The sequence below is a fragment of the Acidimicrobiales bacterium genome, assembly GCA_036378675.1.
In the GTDB taxonomy this organism is placed as follows: Bacteria; Actinomycetota; Acidimicrobiia; order Acidimicrobiales; family Palsa-688; genus DASUWA01.
The window spans coordinates 70,042-84,933 of record DASUWA010000013.1 but is presented as its reverse complement, the minus strand read 5'-3'; the positions used below and the strand labels follow the sequence as shown (position 1 = coordinate 84,933).

Here is a 14,892-nt window from a genome sequence, read left to right as displayed (position 1 = left end):
GCATCGGGAAGAACACGTAACTTGCGTTTTTGGCTACGTAGCTCCGATTAACAAGAAGTCCCGGTGGCCGGCCGGATGAGGCGGGCCACCAGTTCGGTCCTGGAACGGGCGCTGGTCTTTCTCAGAAGAGACTCCAGGTGCTTCTCGACGGTTCGTGGGGAGAGATGCAGTCGAGACGCGATGTCCTTGTTGCTCAGGCCCTCGCCTACGAGCCGAAGGACGTCAGCTTCGCGGGCGCTGATGCCTGCGCCGGCCCACGGATTAGCCCGCGGCTTATCCCGCCTCTCCTTCGCGAGTGCACTGAGGGCGGTAAGCCCCCGCTGGTCGAAGCGATCGGCCACTTCGCTCAGCCATCTCTCGGAATCTCCCCAGCCTCCTTCGCTGGCTTCGGGCGCGGCGAGAAAACGAGCCAGGTCCAGCCACCCCGCACAGTTCGAGAACCCGCCCTCCGCGACCGAAACGAACTCCTTCGCGGCGGGTATGTCTCCTGCGCGCCCCGCGAGAATTGCTTCCGCGTAACCGAGGAGCCCGCGATTGAGATTGAGCGCGGCAACGCCGCGCCGCCGGGCTTCGTCAATCGCCGGCCTAGCGCGCCGATCACCGATCGAGGCCAGGACGACTGGCCATAGCGCTCGAAGCGTCGCCGGCTCGGCATGAGGAACATTCGACAATATGCCTATGCCCCTGCCGTACGGCTCGAGACAGCCGTCGGTGTCGCCGCTGAGAAGCAGAGCGACGGCACGCCCACCCAATCCGAGTGCCTTCAACATTTGATCCTCGGGAGCGGCCGACAGCGACAACTGCGCGTACCTCTCGGTTTCCGCTAAGTCCGCTCGCATGCTGGCACTTCCGACAAGAAACGCCAGCGCCTTGGCACGTACCTGATCCAGCCCGAGCCGCTCAGCCGCATCTGCAGCCGAACGGGCGTGGGCGTCGCAGGCGTCGAGATCCCAACGGCAGGTGAACGCCGCCGAGAGTTGCAGATCCAGGATTGCAACCGTTGTCACCGCCCCGCCCTGCTCCGCCGCTTTCCTGGCTTGAAGAAGCCGCTCCACTCCGGCGTGGTCGAAGAGGTCAATCGTGCCCAGCTCGTGCAGCGCGCGCATACGCCACAGCGGCAGGTCAGCCGTTTCGGCGACGATCAGCGCCTGCTCGAAGGCTCGACGACCTTCGGCCAAACTTGTGGAGCGACGGGTACGGCCGATGATCTCGTGGGCGTGGCAGAGCGAGTCGGGCCTGGCGCCGTCTGATCGGACGACCTGTTCGGCGAGTTGCTCGGCGGCTTCGTACTCGTCACCGCCGATGAGGACGTCGGCTTCAAAAACGGCGATTTGGTTTGCGACTTCGGCGGGCGGCTCCGCTCCGCCGAGTTGTCGGGCGGATCTCAGGTGGTGACGTGCCATCTGCCAGCGCGACGCTGCAATCCCTGCGCGGGCCAGTTGCAAATGAGCCAGAACTCGCTGCCCTGACGTGGCTTCGTCGTTAGCGAGTCGAGTAACGAGGCGACCACCGGTCGCTGCGGCCTCATCGACTCGCCCGGCGAGAGCAAGCGCCTCCAGCAAGCAAAGCTCGGCCTCGGACTGCTCCGGACACCCGGCGAGCAGCCCGGCCGAGCGGCGCATGGCTTCGGCTGCGCTCGCCAGCGCCCCCCACGCCAGGAATTGCCGGCCTGACTCGATCATCCAAATACCGGCCCTCCTTCGATCGCCCGCGCGAACCGCTAGATCGATGGCGGTCTCGCGCGAGCTTTCATCTAGGGGCGATTTTGAGGCCAGTAGTGCCTCGAGCGCTCCTGCGGCGAGTTCGCGCTGCTGCGGTGCGAGCACTGACTCCAGCACTGCATCGCGAGTCAGCGCATGCCTGAACTGGATCTCGGTCCCGTGGCTGCTCAGGAGCTGCGATGTCACGCCATTGCTGAGGGCACGGGCAACCGCTTCTTCGCTTTGGCCGGTCATGGCCGGGAGAAGCTGCCAGTCGAAGTGGCGCCCCAACATCGACGCGGCTTCGATAACTGAGCGTTCATCCGCACCCAGCCCTTCCAGCCTGGAAATCACGGTGGATGCGAAACTCCCTGGCAGTCGTGGGGACGCGAGCAGCTCTTCGACCAGTAGTGGGACGCCCTCAGCGGCCTCCCGAATCCGCTGCAACAAGTCGTCAGAAGCTTCGGGCGCGCAGGCTCGGATCATCGCGACCGACTCCTCGCTGCTTAGCCTCTCTAACCCAAGATGGACGGTCCGGCCCGTGCCTCCTTGTCGCCGAACCATCTCCACCGCAGCGGTCGGCGGGCTGTCCCGCAACGTCAGGACGAGCAGTACCCGCTCCCGACGCAGGTTGTCCGCCAGGTACTCGACAAGGAACACCGTGTCGGGGTCCGCCCAATGCAAGTCTTCGAGAACGATCATCGCCCCCGTGGGATGTGCTCGCCGCAGAACCTGCAGCACCGCCTCGCCCCGTACGGCCGGAGAGACGTCGGGGGCCGCGACCGGTTGAGACGCGAGGACGGGAAGGAGAGGTTGCAAGGCCCCTATCCATGGAGCGAGCGTCGGATCGTCCGGTAGCGTCCGGTCGCGGAGCAGTTGGAGGAGGGCCTCCGCGATCGGGCGGAAGGCCGCGGTGGCCGAGGCCGGTACGGCCCGGCCGGTAGCGATCGCCAGCCCCCTCTCGGTCGCCCAGTCGGCGACTTCCCGCGCCAGCCGGGACTTTCCAATCCCCGGCTCTCCCAGCAGAACCACGCACCGGCCATCGCCAGCTGCCGCCGCCAGTAGGGCGTTTCGAAGAACTTCGAGTTCACGGACCCGGCCGATGACCACCGGGCACAGCTGCTGAGGCACCGGCCACAGTCTGCCCGGGCCGACAGACCGCCGTCCGCTTATCCGACGATCGGGAGTCAGCTGCGAAGAGCCTCCATCAACTCGGCTTGAGAGTGGACCCCGAACTTTCGAAAAATGGACGTCAGGTGGTTGCGAACCGTGCTGGGGCTCACGTAAAGCTCCCTGGCTATCGTCTTCACCCTTCTTCCCTGCAGCAGGAGACTGAGAATCTCCCATTGGCGGGTGCTCAGCTCGGGTAGCTCGTCCAGGATCGCCGGCGACGGCACGTCGGTGATGTTGTCGAGCACCCCGGCCGCGCGGAGCTCGGCAGCAATCCGCCTCAGGAGCAGCTCCAACTCGGCGATTCGCCGGCCGTCGGTAGTGGTTCGCGGACGGCTGAGTATGGCGAAACCGAATCTGTCGACCTCGGCGGGGGCAAGCAGCCAGCAGCTGTCCACCCATCCGCCCGGTTGATGACGGAGGCGGATGGAGCACCGCGACACCGGGTCGGCGGGTGGGCTCCCGCCGGGAGCAGCCAGCTTGGCCCGATCGTCGGGGTGGACAAGTTCGAGGAGCATCCGGCCGATGACAACGGCCGGGTCGAGCCCGGTCAGATCACGGATTTCGGCACTGACCGCGGTGACGGTCCAGTCAGGCCGGATCATCCCCACCGCCACCGGATAGAGGTCTCGCAGGGGACGGGTCGGATCCCGGCCAAGACTGGCGATCTCCCCGGCCGGCACGAACACGGAAACCCCGCCTCGCTGATCGCCGAGCTGGATCGCGCGCGTCCAGGTGCGAACAGGGATATCCACCGTGCGCAATAGGCGCTCGCTCGAGACGGCGGATAGCTCGCCGGCGGCGAGCTGCGCTGCCACCTCGGTGACCGCCTGGCTCGGCTCGACGAGATCGTGAAGGCTTCTGCCAACCAGATCGTTCAGCGCCAACCCAAAGAGTTCGGCGGCGTGGATATTCGCCATGCGTATCACCGCGTCCGAAGTCGACCAGACGACGAGCGGAAAGTCACAAGCACCCAGCGCGGATGCGAGCTCGTCAGGTCGAGCTTGGAGCTCCGGCTTGGAAGGTTCCGTGAGACCGGCACGCGAGCTCAACTCACGCTCCCTCGCCCGCGGCCAGGCTTAGCGTGCATGGCTCCCTCCCTCTGGCTCAAGACAAGTCAACCACCGGCTGTTCCCCCATCCGATCCGTTTCAACCGAAGTACCTACGAGATTCGCTGGACACACCGGCGCGCGAGGGATTTCCTGGGTACGGTCGCGACGTGCGAACAGTGAGAGAGAACCTCATCGATCGAGGTGACATCCGGCTGTACTACTCGGTCGCAGGCGAGGCAGAGCGATCTGTGCCACTGCTGCTGAGCCACGGGTTCTCGGCGTCGAGCGCCATGTGGGAACCAAACCTGAGTGAGCTGGCGGCTTCGCGACAGGTAATCACCTGGGACATCAGAGGCCACGGTCAAACCGTGGTGCCTCCGCGACCGGAGATGTACTCCCATGACGCCTCGCTGGAGGACATGGCTGCAGTCCTTGATGCCTGCGGACTTCAAAGCGCCGCCGTTGGCGGGCTCTCGCTCGGCGGGTACCTTTCGCTCGCCTTCTACAACCGTTATCCGGAGCGGGTAAGGGCGCTGCTTCTCTTCGACACCGGACCCGGGTATCGCAACGATGAGGGCCGTCAGGGCTGGAACAACTACGCCGTTTCCCAGGCCGAACGGCTCGAGACCGCGGGTCTGGAGGCCTTGGGCAACTCACCCGAGGTAACCCGAGGTGTACACGATCCCCATGGCCTCGCCCTCGCCGCCCGCTACATCCTCACCCAGCAAGGATCGGAAGTGATTGAGTCGCTCGATTCCATCGACGTTCCGACCTTGGTGCTGGTCGGCGAGCTGGACCGTGCGTTCCTCAAAGCCGCCGACTACATGGCGAGCCACATTCCCCGCTCGAAGAAGGTGGTGCTCCCGGGCGCCGGCCACGCGGCCAACATCGACCAACCGGAAGCGTTCAACCGCGCAGTCGAAGATTTCCTCGCAACCCTTACCCCAGCCGGGAATGGCCAACCATGATCGACGTGAGCAGCGAAGTCGATAATCGAGGCCGGTTAGTTCGTCATCGTCGAGGGCGTTCGCCGACGATGGAAGCACGCTCCATCGTCCGCTTGTGCGGCCAGTAGTCGCTGGAGGCGTAGTGCTGGACGGCGCGGTTGTCCCAGAAGGCCACCGCGTCGATGGACCACGAGAACCGGCACTGATGCTCCGGCGAGTCGGCTTGGCGGCATAGCCGATCCAGCAGGGCGCGGCTGGCATCGGGGTCGAACCCAACAATGTGGCTCGTGAACGCCCGGTTCACGTAGAGGTGGCGCTTGCCGGTCGCGGGGTGGGTGCACACCACGGGGTGAGCGACGGGTGGATAAGCGGCCTGAGCCTGCTTGCGTTCTTTCGGGCTCATACCGTGGCCGAAGGTCTGCGTGAAATCGTGTACGGCGTCGAGCTCGTCGATCACTTTCTTCGTGTCCGTGTCCAGAGCGTCGTAGGCCGCGTACATGTCGGAGAACAGCGTGTCGCCGCCACGTCCGGGAACCTGGAGAGCGTGTAGTACGGCGCCCATCGATGGGATCTCGCGCCAGGTCACGTCGTGGTGCCAACCGTTCTCGTACCCGCTGACCTCGGCCGTCTTCTCGAAGCGAACCAGCTCGGGTTCTTCAGTGTTGGACGGGAGGAAGGGATGCACCTCGAGCGTCCCGAACCGCTTCGCGAACGCGATGTGTTGGCGCTGCGTGAGCGGCTGATCGCGGAAGAAGATCACTTTGTACTCGTGGAGCGCCCGGCGGATGTCAGCGACGACCTCGTCAGGCAGATCGTCCGTCAGGTCAATGCCCTCGAGCTCTGCGCCGATCGTCGCGCCGAGGAGCTTGGCGTCGAAGTGGTTCCAGGTGAGCCCGTCGAGCCGGTCGCGTTCGGGCGCGAGGTGGGTGAACGGACCGACCAGTACCTCGTATCCCGGGAGTGGGAACGGGCCTGGCCTCGCGGCTTCATCGGTCGGCATCGCTTGCTACTGTAGTCAAGTGACTACAGCACTTCCAGAGGCGCGTCCAGTCGGGCGTGAGGACGTCATGGCGGCGGTGATAGACGCGGCTGCCGACCTGTTCGCCTCGAAGGGTCCGGCCGCGACGTCGATACGAGAAGTGGCGGCTCGATCGGGTGTCAACCACGGTCTCGTGTACCGCCACTTTGGGACCAAGGAGTCGTTGGTGGCCGCGGTCCTGGATGCACTGAGCGAGGAGTACGCGGCCGAACTCAGCGACACTGCGGGCGCGACCGAGCGGCATTGGCGGGTCCTGGCCAGGGCGATCCTCGACGGCTACCCGGTCGGGCATTTGCAGCAGCGGTTCCCCGTTGTGACGGGCCTCGTCGAGAGTGCGCGGAGGTCCTACGACGACGAGGCGTCCGCCCGTCTCGCCGCGGGGCACGCAGTCGCGTTGGCATTGGGGTGGCAACTGTTCGAGCCGTTCATCCGTTCCGCCGCCGGGATGGAGGAGATCCCGACCGATACCCTTCAATCCGCTACGCGCCGCATCGCCGGATGGCTGCTGCAAGGAAAGGCTGTCGCCACGTAGGTACAGAGGATTCGTTACTCAGGCGGGTCGCGACCTTCCAAGACGGCTAAGGCTCGCACCTTGTCCCGCGCCGAAACGAAGACCGGCACACCGTCGGCGACCGTCAAAGAGGGATAAACAGATTCAGCGCCGAGCGTTGCTTCGATGCCCGAGGCGCGAAGCCGCGCAACGATTACCTCCGCCTCGATCGGCTGGACCCGGGTCAACTCCACGATGGCGTTCTTGGCCTTGGAATCTCCACCGTCGCTTTCCATTCGGAGGAATCCTCTCAGACGCTTTGGTAGTGGTGGGCTTTCTATTTGTAGGCGATCCCAGCGCTCGCCGGGCCTGCCAGCGGCAGCACCTCGACCGACTTGAAGCCGATGTCTTCGCACCAGCCTCGGAAGTCCGCGCCGGTGAAATCGAACGCGTCACCGAACTCGATGAGCATGTTGAGGCTCATCATCAGACCGAACACGTTCTCCCGCCGTTCGTCGTCGATCAGGTTCTCGACAACCACGAACGCTCCTCCGGATGGCAGCGCCTCGTACGCCGAGCGGATGAGCTGGAGCTTTCTGTCGAGATTCCAGTCGTGCAAGATCAGGCCCATCGTGACCACATCCGACTTCGGAAGCGGGTCGGCGAAGAAGTCTCCCGAAGCGGTGGTGACCCGGTCCTCGACTCCCGCCTCCTTGATGCATCTTTGGGCGATCGGCTCTACCACCGGCAGGTCAAAACTGGTGCAGCGGAGGTGCGGGTAAGACTGGGCGAGGATGCTCGACAGCTGCCCTGTGGCCCCGCCGACGTCGCAAACCGTCTCGTAACGTGAGAAGTCGAACTTGGCGGCTAGAGCATGAAAGTTCCCCGCCGAGATGCCCGCCATTGCCCGCATGAACTGCTCGAGTCGGTCGGGGTCCCGGTACAGCTCTTCGAACATCGACCGGCCGGTCGACTTGATCTCGTTTTGGGGACTACCGGTGCGCAAGCCGTCGGTGAGGCCACCCCAGAAGTCGTACAGACGGGCGTTGGCCATCTCGAGGATTCCGCCGATGTATGCAGGACTGCTTCGATCCAGGAACAGCGCTGTCTCTGGCGTGTTCGAATAGAGAGCCTGACTGCCATGACCGTCGCGTGCCAGCAGCCCGATTGCCACCAGCCCGTCAAGGAAGTCGTATGTAGCTCGCGAGCGCAGGTCGAGAAGGTCGGAGATCTCCTCCCCTGTCCGACTACTCGCGCCCAGAACAGTGAACAGCCCGAGCTCCACGGCCGATAGAAGTGTCTTGGACGGCCAGAAGCCCATCCCGACCTGCATGATCAGTGAGGGGTCGAGATCGACCGAGTGTCCCGTAAGGTTCGGAGCATTGTCCGGCTCGTCCATCAGTTCCTCCTGACCACGGCGCACGGTGCGCCGGCGACTCCCGGCGATGCTAAGCGGCGTCTCCTCACCCGAAGGGTCGTTTTTGACTTCCGTACAATACGGTGTGGACCAGGCTCACAGGCCCCGGCGGACCGTCCGTTCAAGGATGCCGAGAGTGGCTCGCAGAGCCGATGCCGGAACGATTGGGAATCGTTCCTTGATGTCGCCGGTCACCTTCGACCAATCGTAATAGGAGGTCACTTCGGTAACTCCGTCTGCGCCGGGCTGTAGTCGATAGCCGTAGAAATGCGGAAACGGGATATCGGGCCCCAGGTTCCAAGCGATCTCTTTGTCGCGCTCGAAGGTGATGATGTGCACCGTCACGTCGTACTTGCCGAGCGGGATGTCGTTCAGGGACTCACGGTCCATATGGATGACGAATGTGTCGCCCACCTTCTCCGCCGGCTCGCCGGTGAAGTCCTGCAACATTCCCGACGCGTCGATAGCCACGTGACCGGCCGGGCTGCGCAGGACGTCGAAGATGGTGGACGGCGGGGCAGGGATGGGCCTAGTGACCTCGATTCGGTCGGTCAGAATGACAGTGTCGGGCATCGGTGAGCTCCTCGTGGTTGCCAGTAAGAGAGAGCATCGCGCACGACCGCAGTGGAAGACATCCTCTATGGCTGGGACCGCACCGTGCCGAGACAGTCGCTGGTTCGCACCCTCAGAGGCTGGCCTGTTGACCACCGAGGAAGTTACGTTCAACCGGGTTGTTGGTGAGCTCGATGGCCCGGTCGTAGGCCGCGACGGCCTCGTCGCGGTGTCCGACGCGTGCGAGTAGGTCGGCGCGGGCTGCGTGGTAGGGCTGGTAGTCGTCGAGCGAACCCAAGTCGATCTGGGCGAGAGCTGCGAGCCCTTCGACGGGTCCGTAGAGTTCGGCGATCGCTACAGACCTGTTGAGCGCGACGACGGGGGTGGGTCGGAGGGAGTAGAGGTGGTCGTAAAGGGCGATGATTTGCGACCAGTCGGTGGACTCGGCGGTGGGTGCGTCGGAGTGGACAGCGGCTATCGCTGCCTGGATCTGGAACGGGCCGGGCTGGTTGCGGCGCAGGCATGCGCGTACCAACTGCTGGCCTTCGCTCAGGAAGGCGCTGTCCCATAGGGTGCGGTCCTGGTCGGCGAGACGGACCATGGTGCCGTCGGCCCGGATACGGGCAGATCGGCGCGCCTCGGTGAGCAACATAAGGGCGAGCAGGCCGACGGCTTCGGGTTCGTCGGGCATCAGCTCGGTTAGGACCCGCCCGAGCCGGATGGCCTCGGTCGACAGATCGTTTCTCGTGAGTGTCTGTCCCGAGGTGGCGGTGTGACCCTCGGTATAAACGAGGTAGATGGCGGCCAGCACCGCCTTTAGCCGGTCAGGGAGCTCGGCGGGTCTGGGTATGCGATAGGAAGCGTGGTTGTCGTGGAGTTTGCGTTTGGCGCGGACGATCCTCTGCGCCAGTGTCGCCTCGGGGACGACGAACGCCTCGGCTATCTCCTCGGTGGTCAGCCCGGCGAGTAGCCGCAAGATCAGCGCGACCTGGGCGTCGACAGCCAAGGCGGGGTGGGCGCAGAGGAACATGAGCCGAAGCTGGTCGTCGGCGACAACATCGACGAGGCTGTCAAGCCGGTCAAGTTCAGGGTCGTGGTCAGGTTCCATGCTGTCGATGTGGAGTCGGTGCGCAGCGAGATGTCTGTCGCTGCGGGACGACTCGCGTCGGAGGCGGTCAATGGCGCGGTTGCGGGCGGTGGTGGTAATCCAGCCGCCCGGATTGGGCGGCGTACCCGTCCGGGGCCACTGCGCTGCGGCAATGGCGAAGGCCTCCGCCACCGCGTCCTCGGCTAGGTCGATGTCGCCAAGGACACGGATCAACGAGGCGGTGCAGCGGCCGGTTTCGCGCCGAAAGACCTCTTCGAGCGAGTCGGTCACCCTTGGACGGGCCGGACCTCGACCGGTCGTTCGCAGGCGCCTGATGCTTTGCCAGCCCACTCGAGGGCAGCGTCGAGATCGGGCACATCGATGATCCAGAAGCCGCCCATCTGCTCTTTGGTCTCGGCGTAGGGGCCGTCGGTCATCGACGTCTCCCCTCCCGAGGAACGCACGACCGTGGCGGATGAGGCGGGGTGAAGGCCGGCGGCGAACACCCAGGCACCGGCCTTCTGCAGCTCCTCGTTGACGGCCTCCACCTGAGCTCCGATGCGTTGCGCATCGGGAGAGGAGAAATCCAGATCGTAATTGTCATCGTGCCAGACGGAGACAAGGTACTGCGGCATGTTGATCGTTCCCTTTCTTAGCGGATGGTCTTAGCGGGTCAGGCTCGGTGGGAGCCATCATCTCCACGAACGGCCAACATCAAATCGACACACCAATCCAAGAATGTTCATATCCGGTGCCATCATCGTGCACCTTCCAGGTCATACCGGACCAGGATGGTGGAGTGAAGATCGCTTCGGTGTTCCGGCGACGCCCGCCTCCGGTCCCAGTCGGTACATACACCGAGTGGTCATGGCCGCCGTCCGGGTCGGGCTACGAAGAAATGCGCTGGGAGCTCGAGCCCCGGTCCGACCCCTCGCCTGCCGGCTACTTTTGGAGCCACCAGTTGGCGTTGGCCGGCGGGGAGGCCGCCTACTTCGGTTTGCAAACCGCGGGATGGGAGCCGACCGGGAAGATAGCCATCTTCTCGATCTGGGGGGCGATCGACGCGGATGGCCCGGAATACGCCGCGCCGTTCAGCGGGGAGGGCACCGGTATGACTGTGCGGATTCGGTACCAGTGGACTCCCGGTCGACGCGAGCGCCTGGCCATCCTTGCCGAAGGCGACGGTTGGTGGCGCGCTGAAGTCGACGACCAGCAGGTCGGGCGAATTCGGGTCGACCCGAAGTGGGGCCGCCTGGCGGCGACCTCGATCATGTGGACCGAGCGTTACGCCCCACCCGTTCGCGTCTGCGCCGACCTCGGGCACTCCGTCGCCTGGTTCGGCACCCCAGTAGCCGATGGAGGCGCCACGCCTCGTCATCATCAAAACTTCCTCGCCGACGTCCGAGGCTGTCCCGGTTCTTCCGTCTACGACTCCGAGGGTGGCGTCGTTCACGTGATGGGGGCAATCGGGTGACCGCTAGGGCCACGGTCGTGGGTTATCTCTAGGCTCGAAAGATGGACCGCTTCTCGCTCGACGGTTTGACAGCTGTTGTCACTGGAGCATCCCGCGGGATCGGGGAAGCGTCCGCCCGGGCCCTCGATCGTGCTGGGGCGCGGGTGGCCCTCGTCGCGAGAGGAAACCAGGAACTCCAGCGTGTCGCCAAGGAGTTGACCAATGACCCTGTCGTGGTAGCAGCGGATCTCGGCCGCGTCGAAGTACCCGCCGCGGTTGTTAGGCGGGTGCTCGAAGCTCTCGGCCATGTCGACGTGTTGGTGAACAACGCCGCCACGGCAGCCCGGCTCCCGACCTCGGAAACTGACGCGCCGATCATCGACAATCTCTTGGCGGTGAATGTTCGGGCGCCACTGCTGCTCACCGCTGCCCTTATACCCTCGATGGTCGGACGTGGGACGGGATCGATCATCAATCTGTCATCGGTGTCGGCGTTGACCGGCACGCCCCGTCGCGCGGCATACGCCGCCTCCAAGGGCGCTCTGGACGCCGCGACCAGGTCGCTCGCTATCGAGCTCGGACCGTCGGGCATCCGCGTGAACTCGGTCGCGCCCGGGGTCGTGGACACCGCCATGTGGGCGAAGAACAAGACGGTTCCGGGTGTGGTCGACACCGTCGAGAGTCAGACACCACTGCGCAGATGGGCGACGCCCGAGGACATCGCCGACGTCATCGTGTTCCTGGCCTCTGACGCCGCGCGTTTCATCACGGGCGAGATCATCTCCGTCGACGGAGGGATGGCCCACACGCTCAATCTCTACGGCGGACCTGTGTGACCGAAGGCGGATTCTCAGCCGCTCACCCCGCGCATTGCGGAGCGCTGAAGGTCAACGACGCTACGAAATCCTCGAAGATCTGCAATGCAGGGCCAAGGTCTGGCATGTCCGCGTAGAGGCCGAGAGCGTGCTGAGTGTCGACGGCCAACCGGACCTCGGCCAGATAGGTCAACGACTCGGGAACCGATGTCGACGGCGACGCGGTCGTCGTGCCGCCGGCCTGCTGGAAAACGACCAGTCCAGCGGTGATACCGCACGCGACCACCTGAGAGACGCTGTTGCGGCTATAGCCTGAGCGCCCGTGCGGGAGCTGGGAAACACCCCCCGCCGCCGTGACCACGATGTCCCCGGCGCCAGAAGCCGGGCGGAACACCACGGTCGAGGGTGTTGCAGCGGCGCTCGTGGTCTCCGAGGAGGTCGACGTCGTCGGCACCGAGGTCGATCCCGGCACTGGGGACTCGCTCCACGCAGCTGGGTACAGGGCAGCGAACTGGGAGGAGCTGTAGGAGCGGAACTCCCCGGGTGCACTCAAAGTCGGCTTCGCGCTGATCCATCCGGTCACGGTCGCGCCCTTCACCTTGAACCATCCTCCCCCGGTGTCCATGTAGCCGAGCACGGTGAGCACGACCCCCTGGGCTGCCGACCCCACCACCGGAGCCGACGGGTCGGGTGCGCCCCGCACGTTCAGCCCATTCGGGCTGAGAACCGTTCTGGAGCCACTCGTCTGGGGTCCGGGTGCGCTGGTGGAGGTGCCCTGTGTAGTTGTGGAGGGGGTCAAGGTCGTCGGCGACGAACTGTGCGGGTTCGAACTGCAAGCTGGTGCGACACTAAGCATCAAGGCTGCCCCCGCCAGGAGGCTCCTGACAGGCGAAGCGACCCGACCCGGACTCTCTGCCATCTAGACGGCGGAGGGCTCCAGAGTGGCAGAGGGCGCTGGCAGCGCTTCGGGCGCCGTGTCGATGGTCAGCCTCGGAAGCGAACGATCGAGCCAGCCGGGCATCCACCAGTTGGCTTTCCCGAGCAGCTGCATGATGGCCGGGACGAGCACCATGCGGACAATAGTCGCATCGACGATCACGGCTGTCGCCAGGCCGAGGCCCATCAGCTTCAGTACCCGCTGATCGCCCAGGACGAACGACAAGAAGACGGCGGCCATGATGGCGGCCGCGGCGGTGATGACCCGTGCAGTCAAAGCCAAACCGTTCGACACGGCTGATCTCGTATCGCCGCTGAGCACATACTCCTCTCGGATTCTCGACAGCAGGAAGACCTCGTAGTCCATCGAGAGACCGAAGAGAATGGTGAACAGCATCATCGGCACCCAAAACTCGATCGGGCCCGGTCGTCCGATGCCGACGACGTCGCGGAGCCAGCCCCACTGGAATATCGCCACGATCACGCCATACGAGGCACCGATCGAAAGCAGGTTCATGAGACCGGCCTTGATCGCGATGACGACGGAGCGGAACGCGGTCATCAGCAACAGGAACGATAGGAGGATCACAGCGGTGACCATGAGTGGCAGCCGTGACCCGACATGATCGGCACCATCGATACCCACAGCGGTGTCTCCTCCGACATGGATATCAAGCGCCGCACCTTTGATCTCACCCCGCAGCCTGTGAACGAGCGACTCGGTCGAACGATCCTGGGGTGCGCCCTTAGGGACCACCATCAACACTGCCGCGTCGTTGGTGGGGCTGGGGCGGATGGGCATCACGTAGGCGACATCGGGATCTCTTGCGGCGATCTCGGCGAACTGCTGCACCGACGCGACCGTGGTATGGCCGTTGAGGTTCGCCGCGAGAAACAGAGGCCCGTTGAACCCGGGCCCAAACCCCTTGGCAAGTATGTCGTACGCCTGTCGTGTCGTCCACGATGCCGGGTCGTTGCCTTGGTCGGCCTGTCCGAGGCGGATCGAGAACAGGGGCAGGGCGAGAACCACCAGCACCGCCGCGGCGCCGCCGCCCATCAACCACGGGTGGTTCTGGACCATGTGACTCCACCGGTACGCCGCGCTCTCTCTGTGGTGTCGGCGCTTGTGCTCCTTCGCGACCAGCTTTTGGCCGGCAAAACCGATGATCGCGGGAACCAGGGTCACCGACGCCAACATCGTCATCAGTACCGCGAATATCGCGCCGAGCGACAGCCCGTAGATGAAGTTGATCCCCATGATGAACATGCCGAACAGCGACAGGATCACCGTTGACCCGGCGAAGAGGACGGCACGCCCCGCGGTCGCAAGCGCGGAGATGGTCGCCGTTTCTGGGTCCAGGCCTTCGTGCAGACCGCCGCGATAACGGACGACGATGAAGAGGGCGTAGTCGATCCCAACACCGAGGCCGATCATGATCGCCAGGTAAGGGGCGAATGACGGGACTGTCACGGCGTGGCTTAGAAGCGCGACAAAGACGGTACCGATCCCAACCCCCGCGATCGCCGCAAGTATCGGCAGCGACATAGCGATAAAGGACCCGAAGGCAACGAACAGGATGATCATCGCCGCCACGATCCCGATCCCCTCAGACCCACTGGGAGGTTGCTGGATGGCCTCCGCTACCACCGGGCCAGCGAGGGCGACCTTCAGCCCGGGCACCTTGACAGCCTTGGCGGCCTGGATGATCGGCTTGGCGGTCTTGGTCGGCATGTCGCCGGCTTGCTTGTCGAAGGTGATCGTCGCGAAGGCAACCGACCGGTCCGCGCTGACCCTACCCGGCGACGAATATGGCGAGTCGAGCGCCATCACGTGAGGGACGTGGCCAGGGCCCGCCTCGGCGAACAGGGCCTGCATCGCCGCTTCCACCTGCGGGTCGTTCACCCCTGCGCGCGAAGTGAAGACGATTTCCGCGGTGTCACCCGCCCGAGCGGGGAAATGGGTCTTCAGCAGGTTGTACGCGCTGACCGAGTCAGAGTGTCCGCCGCTGTAGTTGTTGCTGTACGCGTTGCCGATCGCCGCACCGATTCCGTTGATGACGATGAATCCGGCAACCCAGAGCAGGACCACGCGCCGGCGGTGGTCGTAGCACCAACGCGAAAGCCGTGACAGAAGCACTCAAATCTCCTTGCATCCGACGAAGCTCCGTCTATCCCGAAGTAAGTCCAATACCGATGACGACGGGCACTAACCGTTTGTGACGAGTCGGCCGGC

The 14,892-nt window shown here is 64.7% G+C and carries 15 protein-coding genes; 5 read left to right on the top strand and 10 right to left on the bottom strand.

The features are described 5' to 3' along the window. Positions 1-47: 47 nt before the first annotated feature. Positions 48-2,831, bottom strand: coding sequence for an AAA family ATPase (locus tag VFZ97_04980; GenBank protein HEX6392771.1), 2,784 nt, complete (start codon positions 2,829-2,831; stop codon positions 48-50). A gap of 56 nt (positions 2,832-2,887) precedes the next feature. Beyond that, on the bottom strand, positions 2,888-3,922 hold the full coding sequence (locus tag VFZ97_04975; GenBank protein HEX6392770.1) for a LuxR C-terminal-related transcriptional regulator: 1,035 nt from the start codon (positions 3,920-3,922) through the stop codon (positions 2,888-2,890). A 168-nt stretch (positions 3,923-4,090) separates the two neighbouring features. On the opposite strand from VFZ97_04975, the gene VFZ97_04970 reads away from it, so the two are divergent. Then, positions 4,091-4,891, top strand: a complete 801-nt coding sequence (locus tag VFZ97_04970; GenBank protein HEX6392769.1) for an alpha/beta fold hydrolase — start codon at positions 4,091-4,093, stop codon at positions 4,889-4,891. A 43-nt stretch (positions 4,892-4,934) separates the two neighbouring features. On the opposite strand, the gene VFZ97_04965 is transcribed toward VFZ97_04970, so the two are convergent. Then, the gene (locus VFZ97_04965) at positions 4,935-5,870 is read right to left on the bottom strand and encodes a TauD/TfdA family dioxygenase (GenBank protein HEX6392768.1); all 936 of its coding nucleotides are present in this window, start codon (positions 5,868-5,870) and stop codon (positions 4,935-4,937) included. Between the two features lie 19 nt (positions 5,871-5,889). Here VFZ97_04965 and VFZ97_04960 point away from each other — a divergent pair, with 19 nt between their 5' ends. Continuing rightward, positions 5,890-6,441: a helix-turn-helix domain-containing protein gene (locus VFZ97_04960; protein ID HEX6392767.1), complete on the top strand. Its 552-nt coding sequence runs from the start codon at positions 5,890-5,892 to the stop codon at positions 6,439-6,441. A gap of 14 nt (positions 6,442-6,455) precedes the next feature. Here the strand turns inward: VFZ97_04960 and VFZ97_04955 are convergent, their stop codons facing one another. The 5 genes from VFZ97_04955 to VFZ97_04935 all read right to left on the bottom strand — a co-directional run bounded on the left by VFZ97_04955 (position 6,456) and on the right by VFZ97_04935 (position 10,090). Next, a complete protein-coding gene (locus VFZ97_04955; protein ID HEX6392766.1) occupies positions 6,456-6,695 on the bottom strand; it encodes a hypothetical protein in 240 nt (79 codons plus the stop codon). A gap of 41 nt (positions 6,696-6,736) precedes the next feature. After that, positions 6,737-7,798: a methyltransferase gene (locus VFZ97_04950; GenBank protein ID HEX6392765.1), complete on the bottom strand. Its 1,062-nt coding sequence runs from the start codon at positions 7,796-7,798 to the stop codon at positions 6,737-6,739. A 114-nt stretch (positions 7,799-7,912) separates the two neighbouring features. Further along, positions 7,913-8,389, bottom strand: coding sequence for a hypothetical protein (locus VFZ97_04945; GenBank protein HEX6392764.1), 477 nt, complete (start codon positions 8,387-8,389; stop codon positions 7,913-7,915). Positions 8,390-8,501: 112 nt separating this feature from the next. Further along, complete coding sequence (locus tag VFZ97_04940) at positions 8,502-9,746, bottom strand: RNA polymerase sigma factor (protein HEX6392763.1); 1,245 nt, start codon at positions 9,744-9,746, stop codon at positions 8,502-8,504. Continuing rightward, positions 9,743-10,090: a YciI family protein gene (locus VFZ97_04935; GenBank protein ID HEX6392762.1), complete on the bottom strand. Its 348-nt coding sequence runs from the start codon at positions 10,088-10,090 to the stop codon at positions 9,743-9,745. Before VFZ97_04935 ends, VFZ97_04940 begins: the two co-directional genes overlap by 4 nt. A gap of 164 nt (positions 10,091-10,254) precedes the next feature. On the opposite strand from VFZ97_04935, the gene VFZ97_04930 reads away from it, so the two are divergent. Both VFZ97_04930 and VFZ97_04925 read left to right on the top strand, forming a co-directional pair. Next, positions 10,255-10,929: a hypothetical protein gene (locus VFZ97_04930; protein HEX6392761.1), complete on the top strand. Its 675-nt coding sequence runs from the start codon at positions 10,255-10,257 to the stop codon at positions 10,927-10,929. A gap of 41 nt (positions 10,930-10,970) precedes the next feature. Then, entirely contained in the window at positions 10,971-11,744 is a 774-nt protein-coding gene (locus VFZ97_04925; GenBank protein HEX6392760.1) for an SDR family oxidoreductase, read from the top strand. A 22-nt stretch (positions 11,745-11,766) separates the two neighbouring features. On the opposite strand, the gene VFZ97_04920 is transcribed toward VFZ97_04925, so the two are convergent. Next, on the bottom strand, positions 11,767-12,393 hold the full coding sequence (locus VFZ97_04920; GenBank protein HEX6392759.1) for a hypothetical protein: 627 nt from the start codon (positions 12,391-12,393) through the stop codon (positions 11,767-11,769). Here VFZ97_04920 and VFZ97_04915 point away from each other — a divergent pair. Continuing rightward, positions 12,362-12,646 (top strand): hypothetical protein, encoded by a 285-nt coding sequence (locus VFZ97_04915; GenBank protein HEX6392758.1) that lies wholly within the window; start codon positions 12,362-12,364, stop codon positions 12,644-12,646. The genes VFZ97_04920 and VFZ97_04915 overlap by 32 nt on opposite strands. Here the strand turns inward: VFZ97_04915 and VFZ97_04910 are convergent. Next, positions 12,643-14,796, bottom strand: a complete 2,154-nt coding sequence (locus tag VFZ97_04910) for an MMPL family transporter (GenBank protein ID HEX6392757.1) — start codon at positions 14,794-14,796, stop codon at positions 12,643-12,645. The genes VFZ97_04915 and VFZ97_04910 overlap by 4 nt on opposite strands. Between the last annotated feature and the right edge of the window lie 96 nt (positions 14,797-14,892).